At 64.6% G+C, this 25548-nt stretch carries 29 protein-coding genes and 1 pseudogene; 16 read left to right on the plus strand and 14 right to left on the minus strand.

Annotated elements, in window-relative coordinates:
* From ACFSC3_RS20460 to ACFSC3_RS20485, 6 genes are all read left to right on the plus strand, one after another.
* Positions 1-487, plus strand: a 487-nt coding sequence (locus tag ACFSC3_RS20460; RefSeq protein WP_380942253.1) for an efflux RND transporter permease subunit, incomplete at its 5' end; no start/stop codon positions are given.
* A gap of 107 nt (positions 488-594) precedes the next feature.
* Entirely contained in the window at positions 595-1242 is a 648-nt protein-coding gene (locus ACFSC3_RS20465) for a HupE/UreJ family protein (protein WP_042469303.1), read from the plus strand.
* The gene (locus ACFSC3_RS20470) at positions 1242-1844 is read left to right on the plus strand and encodes a hypothetical protein (RefSeq protein WP_042469192.1); all 603 of its coding nucleotides are present in this window, start codon (positions 1242-1244) and stop codon (positions 1842-1844) included. Before ACFSC3_RS20465 ends, ACFSC3_RS20470 begins: the two co-directional genes overlap by 1 nt.
* A 44-nt stretch (positions 1845-1888) precedes the next feature.
* Complete coding sequence (locus tag ACFSC3_RS20475; RefSeq protein ID WP_042469191.1) at positions 1889-2206, plus strand: DUF6488 family protein; 318 nt, start codon at positions 1889-1891, stop codon at positions 2204-2206.
* Between the two features lie 949 nt (positions 2207-3155).
* Positions 3156-3347 (plus strand): hypothetical protein, encoded by a 192-nt coding sequence (locus tag ACFSC3_RS20480; RefSeq protein WP_042469189.1) that lies wholly within the window; start codon positions 3156-3158, stop codon positions 3345-3347.
* A 44-nt stretch (positions 3348-3391) separates the two neighbouring features.
* Positions 3392-5221, plus strand: coding sequence for a ParB/RepB/Spo0J family partition protein (locus ACFSC3_RS20485; protein WP_042469188.1), 1830 nt, complete (start codon positions 3392-3394; stop codon positions 5219-5221).
* A gap of 166 nt (positions 5222-5387) precedes the next feature.
* Here the strand turns inward: ACFSC3_RS20485 and ACFSC3_RS20490 are convergent, their stop codons facing one another.
* Together ACFSC3_RS20490 and ACFSC3_RS20495 are read right to left on the minus strand one after the other, a co-directional pair.
* Positions 5388-5753: a hypothetical protein gene (locus tag ACFSC3_RS20490; protein ID WP_042469187.1), complete on the minus strand. Its 366-nt coding sequence runs from the start codon at positions 5751-5753 to the stop codon at positions 5388-5390.
* Positions 5754-5758: 5 nt separating this feature from the next.
* Positions 5759-6268, minus strand: a complete 510-nt coding sequence (locus tag ACFSC3_RS20495; protein WP_231738850.1) for a hypothetical protein — start codon at positions 6266-6268, stop codon at positions 5759-5761.
* A 274-nt stretch (positions 6269-6542) separates the two neighbouring features.
* Here ACFSC3_RS20495 and ACFSC3_RS20500 point away from each other — a divergent pair, with 274 nt between their 5' ends.
* The 7 genes from ACFSC3_RS20500 (at position 6543) to fliE (ending at position 10841) form a co-directional block, all read left to right on the plus strand.
* The gene (locus ACFSC3_RS20500; protein WP_042469185.1) at positions 6543-6842 is read left to right on the plus strand and encodes a hypothetical protein; all 300 of its coding nucleotides are present in this window, start codon (positions 6543-6545) and stop codon (positions 6840-6842) included.
* A gap of 305 nt (positions 6843-7147) precedes the next feature.
* Positions 7148-7534, plus strand: coding sequence for a DUF3768 domain-containing protein (locus ACFSC3_RS20505; protein ID WP_042469183.1), 387 nt, complete (start codon positions 7148-7150; stop codon positions 7532-7534).
* Between the two features lie 128 nt (positions 7535-7662).
* The gene (locus ACFSC3_RS20510) at positions 7663-7920 is read left to right on the plus strand and encodes a hypothetical protein (protein ID WP_042469301.1); all 258 of its coding nucleotides are present in this window, start codon (positions 7663-7665) and stop codon (positions 7918-7920) included.
* A gap of 2 nt (positions 7921-7922) precedes the next feature.
* On the plus strand, positions 7923-8969 hold the full coding sequence (locus ACFSC3_RS20515) for a Fic/DOC family protein (protein ID WP_350025989.1): 1047 nt from the start codon (positions 7923-7925) through the stop codon (positions 8967-8969).
* A gap of 68 nt (positions 8970-9037) precedes the next feature.
* A complete protein-coding gene (locus ACFSC3_RS20520; RefSeq protein WP_350025988.1) occupies positions 9038-9211 on the plus strand; it encodes a hypothetical protein in 174 nt (57 codons plus the stop codon).
* Positions 9212-9742: 531 nt separating this feature from the next.
* Positions 9743-10096, plus strand: coding sequence for an SOS response-associated peptidase family protein (locus tag ACFSC3_RS20525; protein ID WP_231738854.1), 354 nt, complete (start codon positions 9743-9745; stop codon positions 10094-10096).
* 292 nt (positions 10097-10388) lie between these two features.
* Positions 10389-10841 (plus strand): flagellar hook-basal body complex protein FliE, encoded by a 453-nt coding sequence (gene fliE / locus ACFSC3_RS20530; protein WP_042469180.1) that lies wholly within the window; start codon positions 10389-10391, stop codon positions 10839-10841.
* A 79-nt stretch (positions 10842-10920) separates the two neighbouring features.
* On the opposite strand, the gene ACFSC3_RS20535 is transcribed toward fliE, so the two are convergent.
* Positions 10921-11391 (minus strand): YybH family protein, encoded by a 471-nt coding sequence (locus ACFSC3_RS20535; protein WP_053003295.1) that lies wholly within the window; start codon positions 11389-11391, stop codon positions 10921-10923.
* Between the two features lie 90 nt (positions 11392-11481).
* Positions 11482-14451, minus strand: coding sequence for a Tn3 family transposase (locus ACFSC3_RS20540; protein ID WP_042491074.1), 2970 nt, complete (start codon positions 14449-14451; stop codon positions 11482-11484).
* Positions 14452-14580: 129 nt separating this feature from the next.
* On the opposite strand from ACFSC3_RS20540, the gene ACFSC3_RS20545 reads away from it, so the two are divergent.
* Positions 14581-15207, plus strand: coding sequence for a recombinase family protein (locus ACFSC3_RS20545; RefSeq protein ID WP_082052512.1), 627 nt, complete (start codon positions 14581-14583; stop codon positions 15205-15207).
* Between the two features lie 23 nt (positions 15208-15230).
* On the opposite strand, the gene ACFSC3_RS20550 is transcribed toward ACFSC3_RS20545, so the two are convergent.
* Genes ACFSC3_RS20550 through ACFSC3_RS20560 form a run of 3 tightly spaced genes read right to left on the minus strand, consistent with a single transcriptional unit; the run spans position 15231 to position 16858 of the window.
* Positions 15231-16010: a sulfite exporter TauE/SafE family protein gene (locus tag ACFSC3_RS20550; RefSeq protein ID WP_042469177.1), complete on the minus strand. Its 780-nt coding sequence runs from the start codon at positions 16008-16010 to the stop codon at positions 15231-15233.
* 7 nt (positions 16011-16017) lie between these two features.
* Complete coding sequence (locus tag ACFSC3_RS20555; protein WP_042469176.1) at positions 16018-16536, minus strand: rhodanese family protein; 519 nt, start codon at positions 16534-16536, stop codon at positions 16018-16020.
* 4 nt (positions 16537-16540) lie between these two features.
* Entirely contained in the window at positions 16541-16858 is a 318-nt protein-coding gene (locus ACFSC3_RS20560) for an ArsR/SmtB family transcription factor (protein WP_042469298.1), read from the minus strand.
* A gap of 68 nt (positions 16859-16926) precedes the next feature.
* Between ACFSC3_RS20560 and ACFSC3_RS20565 the strand changes: the two genes are divergently transcribed.
* Complete coding sequence (locus ACFSC3_RS20565) at positions 16927-17802, plus strand: MBL fold metallo-hydrolase (protein WP_380942256.1); 876 nt, start codon at positions 16927-16929, stop codon at positions 17800-17802.
* A gap of 54 nt (positions 17803-17856) precedes the next feature.
* Positions 17857-19500: pseudogene (locus ACFSC3_RS20570) on the plus strand (Tn3 family transposase); the annotation flags it as partial.
* A 196-nt stretch (positions 19501-19696) separates the two neighbouring features.
* Here the strand turns inward: ACFSC3_RS20570 and ACFSC3_RS20575 are convergent.
* From ACFSC3_RS20575 to ACFSC3_RS20605, 7 genes are read right to left on the minus strand one after another with little or no spacing between them, the layout of a single operon-like run.
* Entirely contained in the window at positions 19697-20446 is a 750-nt protein-coding gene (locus ACFSC3_RS20575; protein ID WP_380942258.1) for an HAD-IIB family hydrolase, read from the minus strand.
* Positions 20443-22944: a heavy metal translocating P-type ATPase gene (locus tag ACFSC3_RS20580; RefSeq protein WP_004212886.1), complete on the minus strand. Its 2502-nt coding sequence runs from the start codon at positions 22942-22944 to the stop codon at positions 20443-20445. Before ACFSC3_RS20580 ends, ACFSC3_RS20575 begins: the two co-directional genes overlap by 4 nt.
* Entirely contained in the window at positions 22941-23549 is a 609-nt protein-coding gene (locus tag ACFSC3_RS20585) for a cation efflux transmembrane domain-containing protein (RefSeq protein ID WP_004212885.1), read from the minus strand. The genes ACFSC3_RS20580 and ACFSC3_RS20585 overlap by 4 nt, the downstream gene beginning before the upstream one ends.
* Entirely contained in the window at positions 23546-24232 is a 687-nt protein-coding gene (locus ACFSC3_RS20590; RefSeq protein ID WP_004212882.1) for a ZIP family metal transporter, read from the minus strand. The genes ACFSC3_RS20585 and ACFSC3_RS20590 overlap by 4 nt, the downstream gene beginning before the upstream one ends.
* 3 nt (positions 24233-24235) lie before the next feature.
* Positions 24236-24649 carry a hypothetical protein gene (locus ACFSC3_RS20595; RefSeq protein WP_004212881.1) on the minus strand — a complete coding sequence of 138 codons (414 nt, stop codon included), beginning with the start codon at positions 24647-24649 and terminating at the stop codon, positions 24236-24238.
* Between the two features lie 47 nt (positions 24650-24696).
* Positions 24697-25074, minus strand: a complete 378-nt coding sequence (locus ACFSC3_RS20600; RefSeq protein WP_004212880.1) for a hypothetical protein — start codon at positions 25072-25074, stop codon at positions 24697-24699.
* On the minus strand, positions 25071-25547 hold the full coding sequence (locus tag ACFSC3_RS20605) for an SRPBCC domain-containing protein (protein WP_380942260.1): 477 nt from the start codon (positions 25545-25547) through the stop codon (positions 25071-25073). The genes ACFSC3_RS20600 and ACFSC3_RS20605 overlap by 4 nt, the downstream gene beginning before the upstream one ends.
* Position 25548: the final 1 nt, after the last annotated feature.

The raw sequence follows: 25548 nt of genomic DNA on the forward strand, positions 1-25548 counted from the left end.
CCTGCTCTACATGGCGCTCGGCAGCTTCGTGTCGGCGGCGATCGTGTTCTCGGCGGTGCCGATGGCGCTTGCCGGGGGCGTGTTTGCGCTGCTGCTGCGCGGCATCCCCTTCTCGATCACCGCAGCGGTCGGGTTCATCGCCCTGTCGGGCGTCGCCGTCCTCAACGGCCTCGTGATGATGAGCGCGATCGGGAAGCATCGCGAGGAAGGGGCGAGCGACGATGACGCGATCGTGGACGGCGCAATGGAGCGCGTCCGCCCGGTGCTGATGACCGCGCTGGTGGCATCGCTCGGCTTCGTGCCGATGGCGCTCGCCACCGGCACAGGTGCCGAGGTGCAACGGCCGCTCGCAACCGTCGTCATCGGCGGCCTCATTACTTCGACCGCCCTGACCTTGCTGGTGCTGCCAGCGATCACCGCCCTGGCGGGCCGGTGGTCGCAACGGCGACGCCCCGACCCTGCCACCCCGACGCACGCGCTCGCGTGATGAAGCGGAGACAATTTACCGTGGAAACATCATCCAACCGCCCGTGGCGCCTCCCGCTGCACTTGAGAGGGGTGACGACGTTCCTTGCCGTCGCCACCGCGACGTTCATGGCAAGCGCCGCCTATGCACATGGGGTCGCCGAAGGCGATCAGGCATTCATCGAAACGATCAACGGACCCGCCCCTGGCGCCTTCCTCTATCTCGGCGCCAAGCACATGGTCACAGGTTACGACCATCTGCTGTTTCTGTTCGGGGTGATCTTCTTCCTCTACCGGATGAAGCAGGTTGCCGCCTACGTGACGCTGTTCGCGATCGGCCACAGCACGACGCTGATCGCCGGCGTTCTGCTCGGCACCCACGTCAGTCCCTATGCGATCGACGCGATTATCGGTCTGTCGGTGGTCTATAAGGCGCTCGACAATCTCGGTGCCTATCAGCGGTGGTTCGGCGTCCAGCCTAACGCCAAGGCCGCGGTCCTGATCTTCGGCCTGTTCCACGGCTTCGGCCTCGCGACCAAGCTCCAGGACTTCGCGCTGCCATCGAACGGCCTTTTGGTGAATCTGTTGTCGTTCAACGTCGGCGTCGAAATCGGCCAGTTACTCGCTCTGTCCGCGATCCTGATCGTCATGGGCTACTGGCGCCGCACCGCCAGCTTCCGCCGACATGCCTTTGCCGCGAACGTGGTCCTGATGACCGCGGGCTTCGTCCTTACCGGCTACCAGCTCGCCGGCCTCATTCTCGAAGGGAACGCCTGATGAAAAACGCCAATCTGCCAAACGTCGGCGATCTCCCGACGCTGCGCCAGCTCAACCGGGCAACGGCGCTTGCCTTCGGCGTCGCCGTCGCGCTGCTCGCGACGACGATCCTGCCCGCCGAATACGGCGTCGATCCGATCGGGACGGGCCGCCTGCTCGGCCTCACTCGCATGGGAGAGGTCAAGCAGGCCGAACATGCAGCCGAGACCGCCACAGTCCCGGCGACCACGGCGCCGGCTTCGCCGGCTGCAAGGTCGAGCGTGCCGGCGACCGCGCAGACGGCCGAGGTGAAGATCACGCTCCAGCCCGACGAAGGTCGCGAAGTGAAGGCAGACATGCGCGCTGGCGACCGGATCGCCTACGCCTGGTCGACCGGCGGACCGGAGGTCCGTTTCGAGCTTCACGGCGAGGAACACGACGCGCCGGCAGATAAATACACCAGCTACGAGAAAGGATCGTCCGCCGGCGAGAAGGGCGATTTCCAGGCTCCTTTCGACGGGATGCACGGATGGTATTGGCGCAACCGCACCACTGCGCCCGTGACCATCACCGTGACGGCGACCGGCACGTTCCGCAGCTTCGCTGCGAAGCCGAAATCCTGATCGTAGCGATGCACTCCACCCTTTCCACCACGAGGAGACTACCCATGAAATACGCAGTCCTAGCCGTCGCGGTATTGGCCGCAGCCCCCGCCGCCGCCCATCCCGTTCACGACGAGGAAGCGCATAGCCAAGCGCCCGCCGAGGTGGCGCGTCAGCACGTCGTTCGCATGGTGACGCAATCCAAGCTCGCCCCGAGCTGGTCCAAAGCAAAGGTCGAGGGCACCGCGCAGCGGACCGCCAACGGCGCGCGTCAGACCGTCGTGACTTTCACCAATCCCTCCGAGCCTGTCGCACGGCGCACGCTTCACGTCGTGATTGGTGCGGACGGCAAGGTTGTTTCCGCCAACCCTTCGGCGAGCTGAATAACCGGCTCGTTGCGGGACCATACCCGAGCCGGCAGCCCTTCGGGGTTGCCGGCCAACTTGGCGACGGACCCGCGAGGCGTGAGTCCGGATTAATGAGGAAGCGGAATGGTTGACGTGCGCATCTGCGCCGCCACGCTACTTATGATGACCGTTGGCTGTTCGGAGCCGTCACCAAATACTCGCGACACGTCGGAGATACACCGACCTCACTCAATGACGCGGGTCTTGGAACAGCGATACGTCACATGCGCAGACGGCAGCCGGGCCGACATTGATTTCCTCGACGACGGTTTGCGCATGGCCGTGACATGGTTGCCGTCCGGGCCGACCGAGATTCTGGCGGCGTCCAAGACAGGAGAGCCCTTCACGGGGCGTCACACGCGTGCGATCATGGCCGGAGGAACGATCGCATTCGAGCGCGGTCGCACTCTCCTACGCATCTGCCAACATCCTCACCGATGATAATGAGCGGGTCTGACGCTTCGGCGGTGAAGACGGCGAAATCCATACCATCAGGCTTGAAGACCCTGCGCGACCCTGACGGGCACGGCCCTATCGGCGCGTTCGCGCCGACCGAGCCACCGTCCCGGCGTCTCGTCCCAAAGGGTAACGATCCTCGCGTGAGGTGTGCCACGTGGCACACCTGCGGACGCGCAAAGATGCGAGACGCTCCCCTGTAGAGCGCCACGGCCCTCCCCCGGAGGCCCGCCAGCGCGGGGAACACCAAGGGCTGCTGCCCTTTCGTTCCCGAAGGAAAATAGACGGCCCCGTGTGGTCCGCCAAGCGCGGCACCCGACGCCCTAAGGGGCGTCGGCCGCGCTAAGGCGGCCTGCCCGCGCCAGGCCATCGATTTTCCTCCTCCCTCCCCATCCCGCTCCTCGCCGGAGAGGCAGACCCGGTTGCTGCGGCAACCGGCTTTCAGCCGCAGGAAGAAGGAGGAAAGAGAATGGCTTACACCCGATACAAGGGCGATCCCTACTGGAAACGGGCCAATGTGGACGGGACCAGCGCGGACGGCACCCCCTACCGCCGTGGCGAGCGCGTGTTCTTCTATCCGCGTTCCGGCGCGACCTACGCAGGGGACGGCGCGGCGCGCGCATCGGCCGAGTTTGACGAACTCGCGAGCCTCGAAGGCTGACCCCTCCCCCATCACCGAACCTTATTCAGATCAGGAGCATCATCATGGGTATCATCACCGTCAAGCTGTCGCAGCTTCGCCTTTCCCCGCTCAATCAGCGGCGCGTGAAGCCTTCCGCCGTCGAGAGCATGGCCGACGACATTGCCGCGCACGGCCTGTTGCAAAACCTTGTCGCCTATGAGGACGAGGGCCTGTTCTATGTGTTCGCCGGAGGGCGGCGCTATCGCGGCCTCAAAGAACTGGCGAAGCGCAAGCAGATCAAGAACAGCGACGCGTTTCCCGTCGAGGTCCGCACCAAGGAAGAGGCCATCGAACTGTCGCTCGCGGAGAACTTCCAGCGCGAGGACATGCACCCGGCAGACAGCATCCGCGCCTTTGCGGCGCTACGCGATACCGGCATGGACGCCGAGGAAATCGCTGCCCGGTTCGGTCAGGCGGTCAGCTTCGTCTATAAGATGCTTCGCCTTTCCGCGCTGGCACCGGCGCTGATCGACCTGATCGCCAAGGACCAGTTGTCGCTTGAGGCGGCGCGCGCGCTCACCCTCACTGACGACCACGACCAACAGGTGAAGGTATGCAAGGCGGCGAACGGCCACGCCCACACCATCCGGCGGATGCTCACCACCGAGAAGGTGGACACCACCAGCGGCGCGTTTATCTTCGTCGGGCGCGACGCCTACGAGGCGAAGGGCGGGACGATCACGGTAGACCTGTTCAGCCAAGGGGCCGAGGGGTTTGCCGACCATCCCGAGCTTGTGCAGGAACTGGCGGAGGACAAGCTGGACGGTATCGCCGACGAGTATCGCGCGATCGGTTGGCATGAGGTCCGCGCCACGCTGGACCGGCCCTACGACCTTTACATGAAGGGCAGCCTGTATCCGGCCACGCGCGAGCCGACCGAGGACGAGGCCGCGCGGATCGAGGCAATCGACGTCGCTATCGAACAGATCGCCGAGGCCGAGGGCGAGGACAGCGACCGCATCGCGCCGTTGTCCGATCAGCGGGATGCGATCACTGAGGGCTTGCGCGGGTTCAATGCCGAGCAGGTCGCGGTCGGGGGCGTGGCGCTCTGGGTTTCGCATGACGGATCGCTCGGCAAGAGCTTCTATCGCGCGAAGGCCGAGCCGAAGCCCAAGGCGAGCAGCGGCGAGCCGCAGCCGCTCTACAGCAACAGCCTTGTTGCAGACCTGTCGCGGATCAAGACCCGCATCGTGCAGGAGGCGGTTTCAGCCGACCCGGCGCTGGCGCTGGATGTGCTGCTGGACAGCCTTGCGGGTCAGCTACTCCACGGCGCGCACAGCTATCAGATGGCGATAGACGTGCAGGCCAAGACCATCGCGACCGATGTTGCCGACGACCTTATGGCGACCAGCGACGTGCGGGAGGTCGAAGAAACGATGGCCGACCGCTTCGCATCGGTCCCAGCAGATGGCCGGTTCGAGGTCATTCGCGCCATGAGTCACGACGACAAGATGGCGCTACTCGCCGGATTGGTGGCGATGACGGTGGACGGCACCTTGTTCGCAGGCGGTGCCCCCGGTGCGCGTCACCATCACTTTGAGCAGGTGGCCCGCGCGACAGGCGTGGACATTGCGACCCGCTGGCAAGCCCCCATCGCCCTGTTCGACAAGATGCGCCGTGCGGCCCTTATCGACCTACTCCGCGCCGAATGCGGCGATGCCAGCGCCGACAACTGCGCAACCATCAAGAAGAAGGCAGACTTGGCGGTCAACGTGTCGGGGCGGCTCGCTTCGCACTGGCTTCCCGCGCCGATGCAGATCGGGGCGTTCGACCAGCCCGAGCGGCACGAACTGGACGATCCCGACGCCGATGCCTTCGATGGCGAGGACATGGAGGCCGACGAAATGGCGTAAACGGATACGGGGGGCGGTGATAATCACCCCCTTTTCTCGACCAACCGCCCAGCATCAGCCCCCTCGCCGGCGCGACAGCCATGCTCTGCATGGCCGTCGCGCGCGCTGCCCTTGCAGATCAGCGCACGCCGCCCGCCCACAAGGGACGGGCGGCGCGATGGCGAGTTTAATCGTAATGCGGGCCATCTACGTGAGTGCCGCTCAAATCGACGCCGCGCCGAACTGCCACGAGGTCGAAACGCTTGAAAAATGCGAGCGCTTCCCCCGGCGTGATGCGCAATTCGACAGCACGCACCTCTGCCGGGGCTGGCTCAAACTCAGCAGACCGAAGAAGATAAGCCACCAGCGACACATCGGTCACGGGTGTCCCCTGGTTCTCCCCAGAAGCGATCCTGAATCCAATGACACGCTCGTCGCTTTCAGCTTTTCCCAAAGACACCAGATGGCCGGCAAGCGCGACATTATCGGAAATGTCCGCGGCAACGGTTCCCTTGAAGTCGTTGTATTGGACGCCAGCGTTGAAGGTATCCATTGCTATCACTCCATTCTGCTATTCGCGTGTGAGCCGCGCAGCCCGTCACCCAAGCTGATACTACGACCGCCGCCATTCCTCACCAAGATCGCGCGTGGTTCGAACCATGCGAACAGATCGCCCAAGGCCCGACGTCTGTAAGCATTCAGCCATCGCCGGCGCCGATGTTCGGCCGCGTCATGGATCATATGGCATCGCTGGCAGAGTGCAGCCAAATTGCGTGGTGCGTTGTCGGTGGGGTCATGGTTCAGATGCGCACACGCGATATAGACCCGCGTGATGCGCACGATCGTCGCCACGTCCGACTTAGGCGCACGCACCCGGCGACCGCGCCCGTCGCGCCATTGGTGGCGATCAGCGTCCCACCAGCGTCCGTCACCCAAGTGGAACACCCGCCGGCCGTGCGGGCGCTGGCAATGCTCGCAGCGCCCCTTGGCGCGGCCGAACCGGATCAGCCTCGACAACTCAGGCCAGTCGATCGGGTAGAGCCAGCGATGTTCGGCCATGATCGGCATGACGATTCTATGAGTCAGCCGAGTCGAGAACGAAAGCAGAAAATCGGCTAGCGGTCCGCCCCGTGGGCGGGCGTTGGTTTGTAGAGGCAGTCCGTCAGTCTCCGCCCATCGTGAGGGGCGCGGAACGCCGCCTCAAGGATCAGCGGTCCCCCCAATTTGCTGCGCAAATCGGCTCCCCCGCTGCCCGGCAAGCCGGCCGCTGGCGCGGTCCTATGACCCGGCGTTCCGCGCCCCTCCCGCCGTCGTCGCCAATCACGGCAACACGGAGGTTTCCATGTCCCATCATCGCCTATTCGCGCAGCTCGCCTTCGAGCGCGCGCTGGGGATGGCCGCGCTGAACGCGCTGGTCCAGGCCGTCGTCGAAAGCGACCAGTTCCGCGCCGATGGCCGCGATCGTGACCCGCGCCACTTTTGGGTTCTCGCCGGAGACCTGGAGGAGGTCGTGCAGGATCGCATCCGCGACGTTCTCGATGGTCCCGGTCTCGGTGTTGTCGAGCGTGGCGAGCTGTTCCATCAGCCGCGTATCGTCGATCTGGTGATCGCCGCCCGCGACGCACGCAACGCGCCCTCCTGACGGGGGCGCGCTTGCGCGCGATAGTGCCGTGCGGAGATCCGCACCGCGCAACTCTCGCCGATCGCGATGCGCGCGACCGGCGCTAGGGGAACACCAAGGGCGCTGCCCTTTCGTTCCCGAACGACAATCGACCGCCCGTGTAATCCGCCAACCGCGGCACCCGTCGCCGGAGGCTTCGGCCGCGCTAGGCGGCTCGCCCGCACCAGCGGTAGATTCTCGCTCCCCCTCCCCATCCCGTCCTCGCCGGACAGGCAGGGCCGTGAGGCCGAGCGGCCTTGCGGCCCATGCCAGAAGGAGGATCAGTGATGTGCAGCCCCGAACAACTCGACACCATCCGTCGCCTTAATGACCTAGCCCGGAGCCAACCGGGCACCGCATCCATCGCCAACGTCACGCTGGGTTTCCAGTCTCTCCCCGACGCGGATCGCTTCGCGGCGCTGGCGGCGATCGTCGGCTTCTCGCAATTCACCGGCGACAACGATCCTCACGGAGAACATGATTTCGGCGCGGTTTATCGGCTCGCGACGGGAACGTGGACGCAGGAGCGACCGAGCGACGACAAGGCAATCGCCGAAACCGTTTTCTGGAAGGTGGACTACTACGACAACACGCTTACCTATGGCAGCGAAGCGCCGTGGGATGAGCAACAGACCAAGCGCGTGCTGACGATCATGCTCGCGAGCGAATACTGACGTCCCCGGCGTGCGATCCGCGTTCAAGCGAGCGCGGATCGCGACGCACCGACCGGCTCTTATCGCACGTGATTTGTTGAGGAATCGCGTTGGAAGGCGTAGGGTTATGAGCAGAAAGGATGACCGCGATGGCCCAGATCGATCTTGAAACGCTGCGCGAGCGCATCCGCCAGATGGATTTCGAGCGCGGCAGCCCTGAACAGGTTGCGCTTTGGCGCGAGGACGTAGCGGAAGCCCGTGCCAATCTCGTTATCGAGGATATGACCCCGACCATCGACGAGGACGCGATGTTCTCGATGATGCTCGACGAGGGCGTTCCGCCCGCCCTCATGCCCTCGATTATCCTCAGTCTCTATCAGCCCGGAACCCGCCAGATCGCTGCCTGACCTTGGCAAGCGATCCTTATACATATCCCGGCACCGAGACGCTTCGTAACCGGCTCGGGATTACGGAAGACAAAACGCTTACCGAGGCCGAACGACGACTGACGCAGGCGCGCGGCGCGGAGGCTGCGCGCCTGACCTTTCCAGCCACCGCCGACGGCTACCGTGCCCTTCACAAACACCTGTTCCAAGACCTCTACGATTGGGCAGGCCAGGACCGCACCGTCAACATCGCCAAGGGCGGATCGAGCTTCGCCGCCGTCCCCTACATCGCGCGCGAACTCGACAAGCGGTTCGCCGAGGTAGGAGCGCAGAGCGGCTTGCGGGTGCTTCCTCGCGACGAGTTTTTCGATCGGCTCGGCAACCACATCAACGAGATCAACGCCATTCATCCCTTCCGCGAAGGGAACGGGCGCACCATGCGCCACCATGCCGCCCAGCTCGCCCGCGAAGCCGGCCACCCGATCCGCATCGCCGCGATCGACAAGGACCGTTGGATGGAGGCGTCCCGTCACGGCTTTCTTACCGGCGATCATCGCGGAATGGCGGCGGTTCTCTCCGCAGCGGCGATCAAGCGCGACCTCGCGCCCGAGGCGCGGATTGGCCCCGCAGGGATCGCCATGCTCCCCAAGCGCGCGCCGCCCGAGGGGCAACGCTACCGCGTGACGCTGACCAAGGCGCGCGAGGAGCTGGAACGCTATTTGCCGGCCGCTCGCCAACAGGCGGCCGATCGGCTGCGTGGGTTGATTAAGGAGGGTGCCCCCTCCCCCGCCATCGCCAACGCGCGCACCGAACTCGCCTATGTCCGCCATGCCAAAGGGCCGATCTATCAATCGCACCTTCTCACCTATCTAGGTGTCCGTCAGGTCGATGCCGTCGTGACGCCGCAGCAGACGCCGTTGGAGCGCGTGCGGGAGATCGGCGCAGCACTCGGTGTTCAAATCAACAACCAGCAGCCGGCCCAGCTCCAGCGCGCCGTGCGGTCGCTGGAGCGGCCGATCCTGCCCCTGGTCACTCGCCGGGGCAGGAGCGGCTTGCCGAGCTGTTCCTGAAGAACACGCCGGAGAAGAACCAAGCCGATCCGCGCCTTGCGCCCGCCCAGGCAATCGTCGACGCGGCCATGAAGACCGCGCGCGATCGGGGCGAGAGCGCGCGCATGGTCGGAGCCATCGCGGAGTCGACGCGCCAGCTCGTCGCCGATCGGATCAAAGCGGGCGGATCGCTGGACGTCAAAATCGGCCGCGCGACCCCGGCGCAAGCGCCAGCACCGCGCGATAAGGACCGGAGTCGCTGACAGCTTTTGGAGGACGGGGGAATGTGCAATCGGTTGTGTGATTGCGGTCCCCGCCGCAAGCGGGAACCGGATTGTCAACGCAAGGAGATGCGGTCGTGAAACCTGATACGGTCACCGTCACAGATGAAACGTGAGTTGTCACCTTCGTGTCGAATATCTCAAAGTGCCTGCTTCCGGCATTCAGAATTGATATCAACCCTCCATGCTTCAAAGAACTTCATTTCCGGGTTGGGAAATATCAGATCGAGAGCGCAAAATACTCACGCTAAACTTTTATTGCGTTCTCTTGATTAAAACCGCGTAGTCGCGATTTTTGACATCCATGATCCGTCTTGCTCGGTCTTAACGTCAGCGGCAGGGATCGAACCCGCACCCCATTGCCGGGGATCGCTTTAGCGATACGTCTGCCAATCCTGGGGATGAGACCTCCCCGGTGCCGCGCGAAGTCTTCCCTACCGAGAAGAAGACCCCTCGGTGCGCCTGGGCGTGCGGTGATCGTCGCCGGGCAACCGGCCATTGGAGCCGGTCACGATGGAATGGGGCTTCGCGATCCAGGCGCCGAGCAAGCGCGACCCGGTCGTGAAGCTGGACAAGTATGTGACCCATGGCCGCAACCTCGCTTCATCGATGTGGAAGCCGTCGCTCGCCAACCCGGAGCGGCGCTGCCTTGTCCCGTTCACCCATTTCGCCGGACCCCACCCCGAGGGCGGGACTGGCGACGATGGCAAGCCCCGGCAGATGTGGTTCTTGATCCCCAATGAGCCGATCGCGTTCTTCGTCGGCATATGGCGACCGACTGTGCGTAGCGAAGCCTACGCCTTCGCCGAACGCGATCGTCTCGCCATGGCATCCCAAGGCGATGCCGGTAATCCTCCATCTGCGTGACTTCACCACATAGCTTGACGGGCCCCACGAAACGGCGCTGGCGCTGGTGCGACCCTATGATGGATGATGCGGACCGCGCTGCCTATGCGACCGGCGTGCTTCGCACCGGGAGCCGGATCGAGGGGCGACGCTGGTATCAAGACAATACCCTCGAACCTATCCGCGACGAGACGTTGCGCGAGGGATCGGTGCATAGCTTCATGAATAGGCAATCAGTACTAAGTTCAATTAACCATGCCATAACGGTTTCAATGCGACATGTCGGTGCGCTGAAGGCGCACCGAGGTAAAATATGAGCAGCATCTCCATCAATGATGTCATGGCTTTGCGGAACGCTGTCCTCGACAAGAACGCGGCGCTTCGGAACGTAGCAAGCAACCCGAACTCTGTCTCCGTGTCCGGGGCTGCGAAAGGAGCGGCTTTTGACGCAGCGATGCACACCGCGCTGGGAAAGGCGGATAGCCCAAATTCTGTCTCAGGCGTGGGCGGAGCGGCGGCCGTTTCGCAATCAGGACACGCCGATCTAGGCGGCTTCGCCGCTACTTTTCAGACGCAGCTTCAAAAAATTAATGCGATCAATGCGCGCGCTGGTGCTTTGACGGTTGCCTACGAACGCGGAGAGGAAACCGACATCGCGAAGGTGATGCTTGCGCGGCAGGAGTCCTCAATCGCATTCGAGGCGACGTTGCAGGTTCGCAACAAAGTGCTGTCCGCCTACAAGGACATTATGAGCATGCCGGTGTAGCGCAATCCCGAAAGCACCTCCCTGAGTCGTTAATCCCTGCTGAGAAATACGTTCACGCACCAGCCTCCGCCTACCTCCATTAGCTTCCCTTCGGCTTACGAGCACTGTTGTGCATGGACACGATCTTCCAGCTGCCGCCCACCTTTTTAAGTACGCTTGAGGCAACACCGAGCCGTTCGGCCGCCTCACCGGTTTTGGGCTGAATCCGGTAACGGTAGGTTTCGGTTGCAAGGGCAACCGGTCCCTCGAAGCGGACGTCGACCTTGTAGTCTGAGAAACGGAACGATTTGAACTGCTTCAGCTCGGGACCGAGATGATGAGCCAAGTACGTGGTGTAGCTGCCCTCAGATGCTCCTGTCTCGAAAATCTGCGCGTTGGTCGTGAACAGTCGCTCGGTTCCAGCGGCGTCAAGCTTTTCGATCGCCTTCTTGTACGACGACAGCACAGCCTTCACGGCGCGCGCATCAGCGGCTCGAGCGTCAGACTGCGCCCACGCCGCGGCGGGCAGAGCAATTGACAACGCCATGATCGTCTTCATCCCGATGTTCATTCCTGATCTCCCAAAATAAAACTCTCCACTTTAGGCTATCGCCGTTTGAGGCAATACGGGGACCGGTGAGAGGATGGTCGAAAACGTACGCTAAGCGTCCCGGCTTTGCTGGTGGAGGCGCAGCGGCCTGAACCGCTCGCGAGGTTTGTCGATCTCGCCCCAGAGATAGTCGCCGGTGAGGCCGATATGCTCCCAGCCCAGAGGGGCGACGTGGGCGAGCAGCTCGTCGGGCACGTCGACGCCGCTGCCGCGCAGATGACGGACAGCTCGGTCGAGATAGACGGTGTTCCAGAGCGTCATGGCCGCGGTGACGAGGGTCAGGCCGGAGGCGCGATGGCGCTGGTTCTCGAAGGTGCGGTCGCGCAGTTCGCCGAGGCGGTTGAAGAAGATGGCGCGGGCGAGCGCGTTGCGGGCCTCGCCCTTGTTGAGAATGCTGCCGGTGCGACGACGCTGGTCGGGATCATCGAACCAGTCGAGCATGAACAGGGTGCGTTCGATCCGACCTATCTCCCGCAGCGCGCGGGCGACCGAGTTCTGACGCGGGAAGCCCGCCAGCTTGCGGAGCATGACCGAGGCGCTCACCGTGCCGGCGCGGATCGAGGCGGCAAGGCGCAGGGTTTCGTCCCAGTTCTCCTCGATCGCGCGGATCTTGACCGGACCGGCGACGAGCGGGCGCAGCGTCGGCCACGAGTCGAGCGGCGACAGGCTGTAGAGCCGGCGCTCGTTGAGGTCGCGGATGCGGGGCGCGAAGCGGAAGCCGAGCAGATGGCACAGGCCGAAGACATGATCGACCGCGCCGGCGGTATCGGTCGCATGTTCGCGGATGACCAGCTCGCTTTCATGGTCGAGCAGGCCGTCGAGGACATGCGCGGCCTCGCCGGCATTGGCGGCGATGACCTTGGTGTGGAACGGCGTGAAGCGGTCGGTGACGTGGGTGTAGAACAGCACGCCTGGTTCGGTGCCATAGCGGGCGTTGTGATCGGCGCGGGCCTCGCCCTGACCACCGGCACGAAAGAACTGCCCGTCCGACGACGATGTATCGCCCGGTCCCCAGACCGCCGCGAGCGGATGCGCGGTATGGCAATCGACGATCGCCGCCAGCGCCGACAGATAGGTTTCGTCGCGCACATGCCATTCCGCCGTCCAGCGCAGGCGAGACAACGTCAGCCCGCGCGAGCTTTCGGCCATGCGGCCCAGGCCGAGGTTGGTCGCATCGGCGAGGATCGCACCCATCAGCGCGGACTGGTCGGAGGCGGGGGCGCCGCTGCGCGCATGGACGAAACGGTCGGCGAATCCCGACCATGCGGCGACCTCGACCAGCAGATCGGTGATTCGGACGCGCGGCAGCATCGCGTAGAGCCGGGCCTTTAGCGCATCGGCATCGTCGGACGGGGATCGCCGGATCGACGATATGAGCAACTGCCCGCGTTCGATCGTCACATCGACCAGCTCGCCCGCTGCGGCTGCGCGCTCCACCTCCGTCATGCGCCGGGCCAACAGGGTGCGGCGTTCCTCGTACCATTTGGAAAAGTCGGTCGGCACAACCAGGCGCAGATCGCCGCTCGCGCGCATCGCTTCGAAGGCGGGCATGGGCAGCTGATAGTCGTCGAGCGTGCGATAGGCGCGGCTGCCGTCCACCCAGATGCTGCCCGAGCCGAGCCGCTCGCGCAGGTGGGCGATCACTGCGATCTCATAGGCGCGCCGGTCTATCGTCCCTTCCGCCGGCTGCACGACCTTGCGCCAGCGCGGCTTGATGAAGCTGGTCGGCACTCGCTTCGGCAGGACCGATCGACCGTCGCGGTACATCGTGCGCAGCACCTCGATCGCGCCGAGCAGCGGATCAGCCAACCGCGCGGTGCGGAAGGTGAAAGCGGCGAGAAACGTCGGGGCGAAACGCCGCACGGCGGGATAGCGTTCGACCACTTCTTCCAGCCCGTCATCGGCCGAGCGCGTCAGATCCTCGGCAAAGCGGATGCTGCGTTCGAGCTGATCCCAGCCCATCTTCGCGTCGATCGCGCGGAAGGCATCGCGCCCGCTCGCACGAGCATCTACCAGCAGGCGACCGAGCCGGGCATGGAAACGCGCGGTGTCCTTCAGCATCCGTGCCTGGCCGAGCAGCCGATCGGAGCGGGTGCGGTCGGCACGGCGGAACAGCGCGCCCACCATCTTCTCCACCATGACCAGCGCGGCGTCGGTCAACGTCGCTTCCATCTCGATCACGGAAGCTACGAGCATGGCGAGCCGGCGCGGACGTTCGAGACGCCGCAGGTGCTGGGCGGTGACGATGCCGGCGGTCCGCGCAATGACGGCATAGCGAGCAGCATGGATACGTCGTGCTCGATCAGCCGCGATCCCGATGCCGCGCACGGTGTCGAGCCGTTCGACGATTCCCTTCAGGTTCGCGGCCGATGGTGCTTCCGGCCATTCGCGTATCCATCCTAGCCGGGTGCGCCCATCATCGTCGGAGGCGATCATGTGTTCGAGTGCGGCTTCCTGTTCGGTCGAACAGTCGCGGATCAGATTGGAATGGGCCGCCTTGCGCGCCCGTGTCCGCACGATGAGGGCGAGCCGTTCCAGCGTCGATGTCGCCGGCAGTACGATCCGGTCCGCCCGCAAGCGATCGACCATGCCTGTGACGATCGTCTCACCTCTATCAGTCGAAGCGGCAATCTCCGATCCCAGCGCCAGCATCGCCCGTACATCCACCCGCGCGAAGGCGCGCAGACCGAGCAGAGCTTCGATCTCGGCCCGGTGTTCGCGCAATGTCGTGGGGCGCGTGGCATAGCCGGTGAAGTCGTCGGCTACGCACCCGATCTGATCGGCGAGCAGCGCGAGCATGGCGGCGGGCACCGCATCCCCCGTCAGTAGCCTGCGACCGGGATGACGCAGGTAGCAAAGCTGCACCGCATAGCCGAGCCGGTTCGCCCCGCGCCGACGTCGCGCCACCTGTGCCAGATCGTCGGGACCGAGCGTATAGAGCCGTTCGATCGTCGCGCGATCGGCAGGCGGGTCGAAGATCACAGCACGCTGCGCGGGCGACAGGATGGTCTTGGTCGGCATCGGCTTCCTGTTCGTCACGAAACAGGAAAGCGTACCCGTTCATGGAGCATAGACCAGAAGACGGGTTATGTGACATTATCGCGATTGATCGACGGGCAATGCCGCTCCGTCACGTGAACGGACGTATATGTGACAACGCAGATCGGTTACGCGCGGGTGTCCAAGGCGGACGGCAGCCAGGTCCACGACCTGCAGCACGACGCGCTGGTCGCGGCCGGCGTCGATCCCGAGCATATCTATGAGGATGCCGCATCGGGCCGGCTCGACAAGCGACCGGGACTGGACGCCTGCCTGAAGGCGCTGCGCCGCGACGACACGCTGGTCATCTGGAAACTCGATCGGCTCGGCCGCGATTTGCGCCACCTCGTCAATACGGTTGGTGATCTGACGAAGCGTGGCATCGGGTTGAAGGTGCTGGCGGGCGAAGGCGCGTCGATTGACACAACCACCGCCAACGGTCGGCTGATCTTCGCGATTTTCGCCGGCCTCGCCGAGTTCGAGCGAGAACTGATCGTCGAGCGCACGCGCGCCGGTCTGGAGTCCGCTCGGGCACGCGGTCGGCACGGCGGGCGTCCGTTCAAGATGACGCCGGCCAAACTGCGTCTCGCCCAGGCCGCGATGGGCAAACCGGAAACCAAGGTCGCGGAGCTATGCGCCGAACTCGGCGTGACGCGCCAAACACTCTACCGACACGTCACGCCGAAGGGCGAGATCAGGCCCGATGGTGAAAAGCTGTTGGCGCGAGGGCGCCGATAGCAGTCGGCTGAAGCTGCTCAGGTTCAGAGCGACGATGCCGTAACGTAGGTTCCTACCGCAATCACGACGGCGGCAAAGCCACGTTCGAGCAGCCCCTTACGGGTGCCGAGAACCTTGCCCAATGCAATACCGCCGATCGTTCCAGCGACGCCGCCCACGACCAGCATCGCGGTCACGCTCCAGTCGACCAGCCCCGACAGGGCGTAGGACAAGGCGGTGGTCAACCCCAGCGCGCTGACGACGACCAGCGACGTGCCGATCGCGAAGGGCAGCGGCATCGCGGTCGCGAGGATCAGCCCCGGCACGATCAGGAAGCCGCCCCCGATCCCGAAGAAGCCGGCGGCAAGCCCGACGCCCAGCCCGATCGGAACCAAGCGCGGCAGCAGCGTCGAGGCGCTATCGCGGGTCAGTCGCACGTCCGGCGCTTCCGCCGTGCGGCGCTTGCGCAACATCGACAAACCGACGCCAATCATCAGAAGCCCGAACAGGACAAGCAGTCGCTTGCCGTCGAACGCCTTGCCCAACTCCGCCCCCAGCGCCGCGCCGATCATTCCGGAGACGGCGAAGACACTGGCGCACCGCCATTTCACGCGGCCCGCTCGCGCATGGCCGACCAGGCTGGCAAGCGCATTGACGGTGACGGCGACAGCGGCCGTCCCGATCGCAGCGTGCGGTGATCCGACGCCGACAACATAGATCAGGAGTGGCACGGCGAGGATCGACCCGCCTCCGCCGACAAGGCCGAGGATCAGGCCAATCACGCCGCCCGATGCAAGCGCGGCAAGGGTGGCAGCGGTGTCCACGATCGCCTCAGGCTGTCGCGCGCCGGTTCCAGGGCATGACGCGCAGCAGGTTGGCCATGCCGCACCACCCCGTCACGCCCGCGAACATCAGCCCCGCCCCGACGAACGCCGACAGCCCGAAGAAGCCGGGAGCGACGAACGTGCCGAGCAGAACGCCGATCAGCACCAGCCCACCGGCGGTAATCTGCACCTGCCGCATGATTTCCAACGGCTGCGACCGATCGGCGACGGTGGGCTGTCCTGCCTGCCGCCACGCATCGATGCCGCCGCCCAGGATATAGGCCGGCGCGCCACCCGCTGCCGCGCCGAGCTGCGCCGCATTGGCGGCGGTGCGCATCCCGGACTTGCAGTGAAAGACGACCGGACGATCGTCGCGCGGGAGATCGCCGATCCGGTCGAGCGGCACGTTCATCGCGCCGGGAATGCGTTCGCGCGCATGCTCGTCGGCACCGCGAATGTCGATCAGGCGCGCACCGGCATCGATCGCGGCACGGGTATCGTCGGGAGAAAGGGTCGCGAGCGTCATCGCATCAATCCTTGCAGTAGAGCTGGTAGAGAGTGCCGAGCAGCGTTTCGACGCGGGCATCCGCGATGGCGTACCAGAGCGTCTGGCTCTCCCGCCGGTAGGTGACGAGACCCTCGTCGCGCATCCTGGCCAGGTGCTGCGAGCAGGCCGACTGCGACAAGCCGACATCACGGGCCAGATCGCCGACCGTCATCTCGCCATGCTCGACCAGCTTGCACAGCAGCATCAGCCGGCGAGCATTGCCGATCGCCTTCAGCGTGTCGGCGACCTGCCCGGCCTTCGCCTCGAATGTCGCCAGGTCCATCGGCGGTTTGAGCATCATCGCCACTCCATTAGGTGTTGCTTATGTAGCACCAGCTAATATATTAGCAAGCGCTAACGGAGAAAATCATGACTCAGCCCTTCATCGAGGCGTTTTTCGACGAGCCGACCAATACGATTAGCTACCTCGTCGGCGATCCCGCGACACGGACTGCGGCGGTGATCGATCCAGTCCTCGACTTCGACATGGCGAGCGGCGTCGCCGACACGCGCTCGGCCGAGCGGATCGTCGCCTTCGCCCGCGAGCAGGACTGGCGGATCGCGATGGTGCTGGAGACGCACGCTCATGCCGATCATCTGTCGGCCGCACCCTTCATCAAGGCGCATACAGGCGCATGGATCGGGATCGGCGCGCATATCCGCGACGTGCAGAAAATCTTCCGCCCCGTGTTCGCGATGGATGATCTGAAAACGGACGGCTCGGACTTCGACCGCCTGTTCGAGAATGGCGACCAGTTCGCGATCGGGGCGCTGGCGGTCGAGGTGCTGCATGTCCCCGGCCACACCCCGGCCGACGTGACCTATCTGATCGGCGATGCGGCGTTCGTCGGGGATACGCTGTTCATGCCCGACTATGGCACCGCCCGCGCCGACTTCCCGGGCGGGGATGCGCGGACGCTCTATCGCTCGATCCGCCGGCTATTGGCGCTGCCCGACGAGACGCGACTGTTCCTCTGCCACGACTACAAGGCACCGGGTCGCGACGACTATCGCTGGGAGACGACGGTGGGCGAGCAGCGACGGTCGAGCGTCCACGTCCATGACGGTGTGAATGAGGACGACTTCGTCGCCATGCGCGAGCAGCGTGACGCCGGGCTATCCGTGCCCAAGCTCCTGCTGCCCTCGATCCAGGTCAACATCCGCGCGGGCCATTTCGATCAGGCGGAGGCGAACGGTGTCACCTACTTGCGTATTCCGGTAAAATGGAAAGCCGGCCATCCGTGATGTCATACGATCGCTGACACGGCTTTGTGCTTAGCGTACGTTTTCGACCATCCTCTCACCGGTCCCCGGATCAAGGTCGATCCGCCGGTGGATTTTCTACGTCCCAACTTGAAATGGCATCGTCATCTTCGCGCTGAGCCCAGCGGCGACCACCGGCTTTGGGAAATCGCGGTGCTGTTCCACATCCGCGACGCCTTCCGGTCCGGTGACATATGGTTGGCGGGATCGCGCCGCTATGGCGACCTCAAGCAGCTTCTGGTCCCGCCACAGGCGATAGAGCAGACCGCGCGGCTCGCCGTGCCGCTGCGACCCGGCGAATGGCTGGCCGAGCGCAGGGCTCGACTGGATACACGGCTGAAGGAGTTTGGCCGCGCGGCGCGAACCGGCACGATCCCAGGCGGCATCATCGAGAACGGCAAGCTGCACATCGACAAGCTGAGGGCCGACACGCCCGAAGGGGCCGAGGATCTCGTGCTCGATCTCTATCAACAGCTCCCGCCCGCGAGGATCACCGATCTGTTGCTGGAAGTCGATGAGCGAACCGGATTTTCCGAGGCGTTCACGCATCTGCGCACCGGCGCGCCCTGCAGCGACCGGATCGGCCTGATGAACGTGTTGCTGGCGGAAGGCGTCAATCTCGGTTTGCGCAAGATGGCGGCGGCGACCAACACGCACAGCTTCTGGGAATTGCTGCGGATCGCGCGCTGGCATGTCGAAGGCAGCGCCTATGATCGGGCGCTCGCCATGATCGTGGAGGCCCACGCCGCCCTGCCCATGGCCGCCTTCTGGGGACAAGGGCAATCGGCATCCAGCGACGGGCAGTTCTTCCTTGCTACCGAGCAGGGCGAGGCGATGAATCTGATCAACGCGAAATATGGCAACGTCCCGGGCCTCAAGGGATACAGCCATGTGTCCGATCAATATGCGCCGTTCGCAACCCAGGTGATCCCGGCAACGGTCAGCGAGGCTCCCTATATCCTGGACGGGCTGCTCATGAATGACGCGGGCCGCCGCGTTCGCCAGCATTTTGCCGACACGGGCGGCTTCACCGATCATGTGTTCGCCGCCTGCGCCTTGCTCGGCTACAGGTTCGCCCCCCGTATCCGCGATCTCCCTCAGAAAAGACTCTATGCCTTCACGCCCAACGCGACGCCGGCCAATGTGCGAGCGCTGGTCGGAGGTAAGATCAATGAACCGCACATCGAGCGCAACTGGCCCGACATCCTGCGCATCATGGCGACGATCGCAGCGGGGATCGTCGCCCCCAGCCAGATTCTTCGCAAGCTCGCCTCTTACCCGCGCCAGAATGAGCTGGCCCTCGCATTGCGAGAGGTGGGCCGCATCGAGCGAACCCTGTTCATGATCGACTGGATTCTTGATGCCGGCCTCCAGCGCCAAGCTCAGATCGGCCTCAACAAGGGTGAGGCCCACCACGCCCTAAAGCGCGCCATCAGCTTCCACCGCCGAGGTGAAATCCGGGATCGATCCGGCGAAGGCCAGCACTATCGCATCGCCGGAATGAACCTGCTCGCCGCCATCATCATATTCTGGAACACCATGAAGCTCGGCGAGGTCGTCAATACCCGGGCCGCCAGCGGTACCCATATCGCGCCTGATCTACTCGCCCACGTCTCGCCGTTGGGATGGGAACACATCAATCCAACCGGGGAATATCGCTGGCCCAAATCCTTAGCGTAGGATTCCGCCCCCTCCCGCAAACGCCCCCTACGATTGAGAAGCGCGGCGGAATCTCTTAGATTGATCGCTGGAGGCTTTGTTCGCGGAGACCCGCACATTGCCTTCTTTTCGTTTTAGGAAGCGCTGCCCTAAGCGACAGAAGCCAGAGCTTTGACAATGCGGCATTCCGCGATGGAGCCGACCATGTATCTTGATCCTATCGGTGCAGACACGCGATGATGGCGGTCACGACGGCGGTGGTTTCCGCGACGTCGCGCACCCTCACTGTGTCGAGGCCGATTTCAGCAGCGGGATAGTCATTCCCACCGGGGAATATCGCATCCCCAATGAACAGCATCCCGTCGAGCGGGACACCGCTCTCGGCACTCAGGCGCTTCAGGCCATAGCCCTTGTCGATCCCTGCTCTGGTCACGTCGATCGATGTCGTGCCACCGAGATTGATCGAGAGCTCCGGCAGCTTCGCGCGCAACGTGGCCTGCAACGCGGTCCTCTTCTTTCGGTCAGGATCCCACGCTTCCTTTTCCTTCAGCGGCGCTGCCTGCCCCAGGCCCGAAAAGGTGATCTGGCTGCCCCGGTCCTCGATCCGTTCGCCCCAGATACGTTCGTCGGCGAGACCGGCATCGGTCAGCGCCTGATCGAAGGCCGTGCGGATCTTCGCCTTCTCCGCGTCGTCGAACAGTTCGGCATAGACCGCGCGCCAAGCGCCATTGATGAACCGATAGAGTTTCGTGCCTGTGGTCGGCATCAACCAGAGACGGTCGAGCGCGACGCCGGCAGGAAGGCGCGAGGCGATCGGCTTTTCGAACTGCGGCCAGTCCCCGCCCGAGATCACCGCCACATCCGTGATGGCGAGCAATCGGGCGAGGATTGCGGCCATATCCTCCGATAACGGCCGCTTGCTCTCGGCAAGCGTGCCGTCGAGGTCGAAGGCGATCAGCCACTTCATGCCGCCTTCCCTGCCGGATCGCGGTAGGCGAGCAGCCTGAGCGCATTGATGACGACGAGCAGCGTCGATCCCTCATGAACCGCCACCGCTGGCCCAATGCCGAGGCCGAGGATGGTAGCAGGCACCAGGAAGGCGACGACACCCAGGCTGACGAAGACGTTCTGCCGGATGATTCCACGGGTATGGCGGCTAAGACCGACTGCGAATGGCAGGTGCGCCAGATCGTCGGCCATCAGCGCCACGTCGGCTGTCTCCAGCGCAACGTCCGACCCCGCCGCGCCCATCGCGATGCCGACCGTGGCGCTTGCCATCGCCGGCGCATCGTTCACGCCGTCGCCCACCATCGCGACCTTGTCTTCGCCGGCGAGCTTCTTGATCGCGGCAACCTTGTCTTCGGGCATGAGGTCGCCCCACGCTTCGTCGATCCCGACTTCGTCGGCGATCGCTTCGGCGACTTTCTGGTGATCGCCGGAGATCATTATCATCCGCGACACGCCCATCTCGTGCAGCCGACGCAACGCGGTCTTGGCAGCTTCGCGAGGCGTGTCCATCAGGCCGATCGCGCCCAGGTCGCGGTCCCCCTTGCGGACCACCATTGTCGTGCGGCCGTTCTCGCGCAGCTTCGCGATTGCGTCCTGCGCGCCCTGCCCCAGCGCCGGAATGCCCTCACTTCCGAACATCTCGGCCTTGCCGATCCACACCGTCTCGCCATCCACGCTCGCGGTGACGCCCCGACCGGTCAGGCTCTTGAGGTCGCCGGCAGTCGGCACGGCACGATCGTTCAGACGTTCGCGGCCGTCCTTGACGATCGCTTGGGCCAGGGGATGGTCGCTCAACGCTTCGACGGCGACAGCCAGCGCCAGCAACTCGCCTTCATCGGCGCCATCGACGGGCACGACATCAGTGATGCGCGGACGACCTTCGGTCAGCGTGCCCGTCTTGTCGAAAGCGATCGCTTTGAGCGACCCGAGGTTTTCGAGCGGTGCACCGCCCTTCACGAGCACGCCGCCCCGCGCTGCACGGGCAACGCCCGACAGGACCGCGCTCGGCGTTGCGATCGCGAGCGCGCACGGGCTTGCCGCCACCAGCACCGCCATCGCGCGATAGAAGCTGTCGCGGAACGGCTCGTCGACGACCACCCATGCGAACAGCAGGAGCACTGACAGGACCAGGACGGCGGGCACGAAGATCCGTTCGAACCGGTCGGTGAAGCGCTGCGTCGGCGACTTCTGCGTCTCCGCTTCGCTCACCATCTTCACGACCTTGGCAAGCGCGCTTTCATTGGAACGGCGTGTCACCTCGATCTCGATCGCGCCGCCGCCGTTGATCGTACCAGCAAAAACCCGGCTTTCCGCGTCGACTGCATCGGGCTTGGCGCGTGCCGCTGCGGCATCTGCGACCGGCACCTTGTCGACCGGGATGCTTTCACCCGTGACCGGGGCCTGGTTGATCGCGCTGGTGCCCTTGATGACGAAGCCGTCGGCAGGCAGGCGCTCGTTCGGGCGGACGATGGCAATGTCCCCGACGACCATCTGCTCGACCGGGATTTCGCTGGTCTGCCCGCCGCGTCGCACGGTCGCGGTTTCGGGCGCGAGCTTCGCCAGCGCCTCGATCGCCTTCTTGGCGCGGCCCATTGCATAATGCTCAAGCGCATGGCCGAGGCTGAACAGGAACAGCAGCAGCGCACCTTCGGCCCATGCGCCCAGCGCAGCGGCGCCGGCCGCAGCGACCAACATCAGCGTGTCGATCTCGAACTTCTTCATCCGGAGGTTGTCGATCGCCTCGCGCAGCGTGAAGAATCCGCCGAAGAAATAGGCTGCGATATAGCAGGCGGTCGGCAGCCATTCGGGCGCGCCAGCGACCAGCCTCTCGATCGCGTAGCCGATCCCCAGCAGCGCGCCACAGGCGAGCGCGAAGATCAGCTCGGTATTGGGGCCGAGAAATTCGGCGTGGCTATGGTCGTGGCCATCGCCGGGGCCGTGCTTCTCTTCGCCCGCGCCGTGGCCCCCGGGGCCGTGGTCGTGGCCGGCATGTTCATCGGCAGCGACCCGCTTGCCCACCCTCACCTTCAGCTTGCGAAGCGCAGCGCGCACCTCCTCTTCGGTGGTTTCGCGGCGATCATATTCGACCCGGACAGACCCGCTGGTGCTGGCGCTTGCCTGGACCACGCCGGGCAAGGCGCACAGCGCATCGCTGACCGTGCGCGCCCGACGTTCGTGGTTGATCCCCGTCACCTGCCAAATCGCATGGCCGTAGCGCTCGGTGATTTCGGCACCTGCGGCGCGCACCATTTCGCGCAACCGTGGCAGCGGCAGCTTGGCGGCATCGAAATGGATGCACAGCGCCGCTGGCGTGTTGCCGTCGAGACAGATCACATGCGCCCGCTCGACACCTTCGCGCTTTGACAGGGTTGATACGAGACGGTCCAGGCAGGCATCGGCCGCGTCAGGAAGGTCCGGCAACAACACTGGAATGTCGAGTTCGAGCTTGTCGTTCATGACGACCTCCTTTCGCTTTTCTTGGTTTCGGCGCGCGCGTCGCGCAGGATTTCGACACCGCCCTTGATGGCGATGATGGCGGTGGCGAAGCCGACCAGCAGGTCCGGCCAATTGGTACCCAACCACAGCACCAGCACGCCGGCGATCAGGATGCCGCCGTTGGAAATGAAGTCGTTGAAGCTGAAGGTGGTTGCGGCCCGGAGATTGACGTCCGGATCCTTGAGGCGCTGGAGCAGCCGCAGGCAGAGGTAATTCACGACGCCGGCGATCGCGGACATGACCATCATGGTAGGTCCGATGGGCTCGCTGCCCTGCACGTAGCGCCGTCCGACATCGATCAAGATGCCGCCCGCGAAGATCAGCAGCATGACGCCCGAAGCGACCGCGGCGCGTGTCTTCCATGTCTGGCCCCGGGTGAGCGCCACAAGGCTCAGCGCATACACAGCCGTATCGGACAGGTTGTCGACGCCGTTGGCGATCAGCGCGCTCGAGTCCGCGAAGAAGCCGGAAACGAAGAAGCCCGCAGCGATCGCCGCGTTCAGCAGCAGGACGATCCACAGTGTGCGGCGCTCCTGCCCGCCATTGTTGTCGTTGCCCGGGATCATCCCATCATCTCCTCAAGTGTCAGCAGGGCCAGGAAGCCGACGAAAAACATCGAGCTGATGAGCGGGGTGTCGGGTTTCTCGTGCGCCTCGACCAGCAACTCCTCCGTGACGAGGTAGAGCAGCGCCATCAGCCCGAAGCTGAGGAAGCCGGCGATCATCACCGGCGACAGCGCGGCGACCGGCACGGCAGCGAGCGCGCCGATCGGCAGCAGCAGGGCCAATGCCGAGACGATCACGATGATGCGCAAGCGCGAGCGATAGGTTTCCGCCAGCTCGTCGGTCAGCGTCAGTCCCAGAAATAACACTTCCAGAGTGAGCGCGATCGTCAGCAGGAGACCTGCCTTCTCGCCCGCCACGAAAGCGAGGCCGAGCACCAGGCCGTCGACCAGAATGTCGATGCCGATCGCGGCGAGTAGCGCCATCGGCCCCTTGAAGCGGGCCTCAAGAGCCTTGAGCCCCAGCATGGTCGCGACGCCCGCCGCCCCGCCGATCAACGTCGCGCTGGGCGATGCCTCATGCTTGACCTGCGGCAGGATTTCGGTCGCTGCCGCCGCGAACACGACGCCGGCAGCGAGATGCTGTAGGCCCGCCACGAGGCCAGGTTTCAACTTGGTGCGGCTCGCGACAATCGCGCCGAGCACGACCGCCAGCACAGGCGCAAGCGTATAGAGCAGTGCCTGCATTTCCTAGGACTCCTCCGGGGTTCGGTGGCAGACGCGGATCTTCCCGCGTCGCGTGAACGCGATCGATCCGCCCGCCACGACAGCCCGCGAATGGTCGCCGCGAAACTCGTCACCGGTTCGCTGCGCGCGCAGGATCTCGGTCCTGCCCTTCGGCAGCCAGGTGACGGCCATTTTCAAGCCGTCATCGATGAAGTCGACATCGGCGCGTGTGCCGTCGTCGCAGTACATGATGCGCTGCGCGATTAGTTTCGACGTCAGATGCTTTTCATGCGCCGGCTCGGTAGGCTGGGTCGGCGCTGGATTACACGCCCCTATAACCGCCCCGGAGACGAGAACGACGCCGAGGCGCGCGATCGCCAGACCGGCCCGATTCAGGCCGCACAAGGTTGTCACATTTGAAATCGACGTGTCAGACATCGGTCTCTTCCGACGAAGCGCCCTGTGGCGTTCGAAGGCAGGGCAGTTCATCGCGTGCCTTCCCGCTCGCAGATCCGGGTACGGCCATCGCCTTCCACGATGGTGAGCTGCGACCCCTTGAAGGTCGCGGTGGCTGTTTCGCCGACATATTGCAGGCCCTGCGCTGGCGCGGTCAGCATCATCGGCGGTCCCCCGTTGGAGCGCCGCAAATCGATCTGCAGGCCGTTGTCCTTGTAATCGACGAACAGCGGTTCCCCGTCGGAACAGCGATATCTATGCCGCCCCATTTCCCCGGTCGCCACGGCGCTGTCGGACGAATGGATCTGCTGCTCCGTTGGCGGGGCTGGCGGCTTTCTTTCCGAGCACGCCGCGAGCCCGACAACGAGGATGACGGCGGGCAGCACCCGCTTACAGTGCATCATCATCGCGCCTTCCTCCTGTAGCGGAAGGGGACGCGCTGACGATTGATAGCCCGGGCAGGCTGACCTACCCGCCAGCGGAGATAGGTTGCGAGGCGATCGTCAGATTCGACCATCAGGGATCGCAGGCGGCGCAACATCATCGCCGCGAACGGCAGGGAGAGCGCCCCGCGCAGCGTGCAGCTATGCGTTAGCCTGGTGCCGCCATCGTCCCCCGCCAGCTCGTACCGCTCTTCGAGCGTGAACAGATAGGGGATGCCGCAGGACCAAGCGAAGGCGTGCGGTTTATCGAATCGATCAATCCGTGCTGGCGTCCGAATTGGCCGGGTGATGCCCTGGATCGCAAAGGTGCATTCTGTGTCGCCGAGCCGGGACGGATCATCGAGAAATACGAGCGGACTCCACGCCCGGCGATGATCCGGATCGGTGAGTGCCGACCAGATGCGCAGTGGCCCGCCGTGAAGCATCGAGCTGGTTATG

The sequence above is a fragment of the Sphingomonas floccifaciens genome (assembly GCF_042681125.1).
GTDB lineage: Bacteria > Pseudomonadota > Alphaproteobacteria > Sphingomonadales > Sphingomonadaceae > Sphingomonas > Sphingomonas floccifaciens.